The organism is Nguyenibacter vanlangensis (assembly GCF_013376155.1).
Classification (GTDB): Bacteria; Pseudomonadota; Alphaproteobacteria; order Acetobacterales; family Acetobacteraceae; genus Gluconacetobacter; species Gluconacetobacter vanlangensis.
On record NZ_JABXXP010000279.1, the window covers coordinates 1 to 3,648 of the forward strand.

2 protein-coding genes are annotated in these 3,648 nt (G+C 68.0%); both read right to left on the bottom strand.

The window, feature by feature from the left end:
- The coding region (gene glgX, locus HUK84_RS12345; RefSeq protein WP_176640559.1) for a glycogen debranching protein GlgX at nucleotides 1–1,288 on the bottom strand (1,288 nt) is incomplete at its 3' end.
- 2 nt (nucleotides 1,289–1,290) lie between these two features.
- Complete coding sequence (glgB, locus tag HUK84_RS12350; RefSeq protein WP_176640560.1) at nucleotides 1,291–3,504, bottom strand: 1,4-alpha-glucan branching protein GlgB; 2,214 nt, start codon at nucleotides 3,502–3,504, stop codon at nucleotides 1,291–1,293.
- Nucleotides 3,505–3,648 lie beyond the last annotated feature (144 nt).

A 3,648-nucleotide genomic window follows, 5' to 3' on the forward strand; every position in this document is an offset into this window, starting at 1 on the left:
CGGCGAGGTCGCCGCGCTGCAGCCCGTCGCCACGCCAGAAGCGGCGCACCGTGTCGCGGAACCGGTCGTTCCACTCGGCGAAGCCGGGCGGATGGTTGCCGAGCTGGTAGCCGCCGGGCCCGGGGTCCCAGGGTTCGGCGATCAGCTTGAGGTTGGACAGCACCGGGTCCTGGCGCAGCACGTCGAAGAAGCCGCAATTCTGGTCGAAGCCGTAGCTTTCGCGCCCCAGGGTCGAACACAGGTCGAAGCGGAATCCGTCGACATGGAAATCGACCGCCCAGTGGCGCAGCGAGTCCATGACCATCTGCAGCACGCGCGGATGCGACAGATTGAGCGTGTTGCCGCAGCCCGTGTCGTTGATCATGTGCCGCTCGTCCTCGGGCACCAGGCGGTAATAGCTGGCATTGTCCAGGCCGCGATAGCAGAGCGTGGGGCCGAGTTCGCTGCCTTCGCACGTATGGTTGTAGACGACGTCCAGGATCACCTCGATCCCGGCGGCATGCAGGCGGCGGATCGCGGTGCGGACCTCGTGCGGCGAGCCTTCGGCCAGGTAGGCCGCGTGCGGCGCGAAGAAGGCGAGCGTGTTGTAGCCCCAGTAATTGGTCAGGCCGCGTTCGAGCAGGAACCGGTCCTTGACGAAGGCCTGGATCGGCATGAGTTCGAGCGTGGTGATGCCCAGCCGCAGCAGGTGGTCGATCAGCAGCGGGTCGGCCAGGGCGCGGAAGGTGCCGCGTTCGACCGGGGTGAGTTCGCTGCGGCGCATGGACAGGCCGCGCAGATGGGCCTCCATGATCACCGTGCGCTCCCACGGGATGCGCGGCAGGCGGTCGTCGCCCCAGTTGAAGGCCTCGTTGGTGACCACGCTTTTGGGTACGCCGGGGGCGCTGTCGCGCCGGTCGATCGACAGGTCGCCGCGCGGCGAGCTGATGCGGTAGCCGAACAGCGAGTCCGACCATCTGAGCTGCCCCTGCAGGGCGCGGGCGTAGGGATCGACCAGCAATTTATGCGGGTTGAAGCGATGGCCGCGCAGCGGTTCGTACGGGCCGTAGGCGCGATAGCCGTAGAGCAGGCCGGGGCGCGCGTCGGGCAGGTAGCCGTGCCAGACCTCGTCGGTGCGTTCGGGCAGTTCGAACCGCGCGATCTCGCGCCGGCCCGACGGGTCGAAGATGCACAGGTCGATGCGCAGCGCGTTGGCCGAGAAAACCGCGAAATTGACGCCCAATCCGTCCCATGTGGCGCCCAGCGGCGCGCTGGCGCCCCGCATCAGCCGGGCGGGGAAGCGCATCATGCCTAGCCCCCCTCGGGCGTCAGGTAGAGGACCGCGAGCGGCGGCAGGGTCAGCACGCAGGAATGGGGGTAGCCGTGCGACCGCTGGTCCTGCGCCATGACGCCGCCGCCATTGCCCACGCCCGACCCCTCGTAATCCTGCGCGTCGGTGTTGAGCAGTTCGCGCCACCAGCCGGCCCAGGGCACGCCGATGCGGTAATCCGGCCGGGGGACGGGCGTCATGTTGCAGACCACCAGCACCGGCGGCACGTCGGGCGCCATGCGCAGCCAGGCGAAGACCGCATTGTCGGTGTCGTCGCCGATGATCCAGGCGAAGCCGTGATAGGTGGCATCGGCGCGGTGCAGGGCGGCATGGGTCGCATAGAGCCGGTTGAGGTCGCGCACCAGCACCTGCACCCCGCGGGCGAAGGGGTAGTCGAGCATGTACCAGGCGAGTTGGCCGTCGGACTGCCATTCATGGGGCTGGGCGAATTCGCCGCCCATGAACAGCAGCTTCTTGCCCGGATGGGCCCACATGAAGGCGTAGTAGGCGCGCAGCCCGGCATGGCGGCGCCATTCGTCGCCGGGCATGCGCGCGATCAGCGCGCCCTTGCCGTGCACGACCTCGTCATGGGACAGGGGCAGGATGAAATGTTCCGAAAAGGCGTAGTAGAGGCCGAACATGATTTCGGAATGGTGGTAGCGGCGCCACAGCGGATCACGCGACATGTATTGCAGCGTGTCGTGCATCCAGCCCATGTTCCATTTATAGGAGAAGCCGAGCCCGCCGTCGGCCACCGGCTGGCTGACCCCCGGCCAGGCGGTCGATTCCTCGGCCACCATGATCGCGGTCGGGCAGAGTTCGGCCACCGTGAGGTTGAGGTCGCGCAGAAAAGCGATGGCTTCGAGATTCTCGCGCCCGCCATGGACGTTGGCGATCCATTCGCCTTCGGCGCGGCTGTAGTCGCGATAGAGCATGGAGGCGACGGCATCGACCCGCAGCCCGTCGACATGGTAGCGCCGCAGCCAGGTCAGCGCGCTGCCGATCAGGAAGCCGCGGATTTCATGCCGGCCGAAATTATAGATCAGCGTATGCCAGTCGGGATGAAACCCCTCGCGCTTGTCCTCGTGCTCGTACAGGCAGGTGCCGTCGAAGCGGGCCAGGCCATGCACGTCGGCCGGGAAATGCGCCGGCACCCAGTCGAGGATCACGCCCAGCCCGGCGCGGTGGCATTCATCGACGAAATGGGCGAATTGCGCGGGCGTGCCGAAGCGCGCCGAGGGCGCATAGAGGCCCAGCGTCTGGTACCCCCAGGAGCCGTCGAAGGGATGTTCCATGATGGGCATCAGCTCGATGTGGCTGAAGCCCAGATCGACGACATAGGGGATCAGGGTCTGTTCCAACTGACCCCAGTGCAGGATGCCCTGGGGGTCGCCGTCGGGGCGGCGCCATGACGCCAGGTGGACCTCGTAGATCGACAGCGGGGCGGATGGGCCCTGGCGCTCTTGCCGGGTGGCCATCCATGCGTCGTCGTTCCAGACGAAGGGGGTCGGATCGGCCACCACCGAGGCGGTGGCCGGGGGCATTTCGGCCGACAGGGCGATCGGGTCGGCCTTGGGTGGCTGGAGCCGGCGGTTGGCGTCGAGGATTTCATACTTATAGCGTTCGCCGGGGCCGATGCGGGGGATGAATACCTCCCAGATCCCGGCGGCATGGCGCAGGCGCATCGGATGGCGCCGCCCGTCCCAGACATTGAAATCGCCGATGACCGAGACCCGGTAGGCGTTCGGCGCCCACACCGCGAAGCGCACGCCGGCGACGCCGTCGATTTCCATCGCCTGCGCGCCCATGACGCGGTCGATATCCTGGTGCCGGCCCTGGGTGAGGAGATGCAGGTCGAGATCGCCCAGCAGCAGGCCGAAGCTGTACGGGTCCTCGGTTTCCTCCCACGTGTCGGCCCAGCCGATCTTGAGCCGGTAGCGCGCGCCCGCCGGCACGGTGCCGACATACAGGCCGCGTTCGTCGACCAGGCGCATCACCCGCTCGACGGGGGCCGAGCGCGGGCGGATCACCACCAGGCGCACGGCGCGCGCGTCGGGGCAGAAGGCGCGGATGATGTCGTTCCGTCCGGCGGGATGTCGCCCGAGGATGGCGAAAGGATCGGAGCTGAGTCCCTGGAGAAGATCTTCGGTTTCCGGGGGGAGAATATCGGCACCGTCAGTCCGGGCAGCATTCATCGGGCGCAATTCCGGCAAGCAGGCAGGGCATTAAAAGCGGGAGGACAGGTGGGACGGCCGGGCCTTGGCGGGGCCGTCCGGAAGACGGCCCCGCCGGGCGGCGTCAATGCGGGCGGGCATGCAGGCTGTTGGCCCGCACGCGGG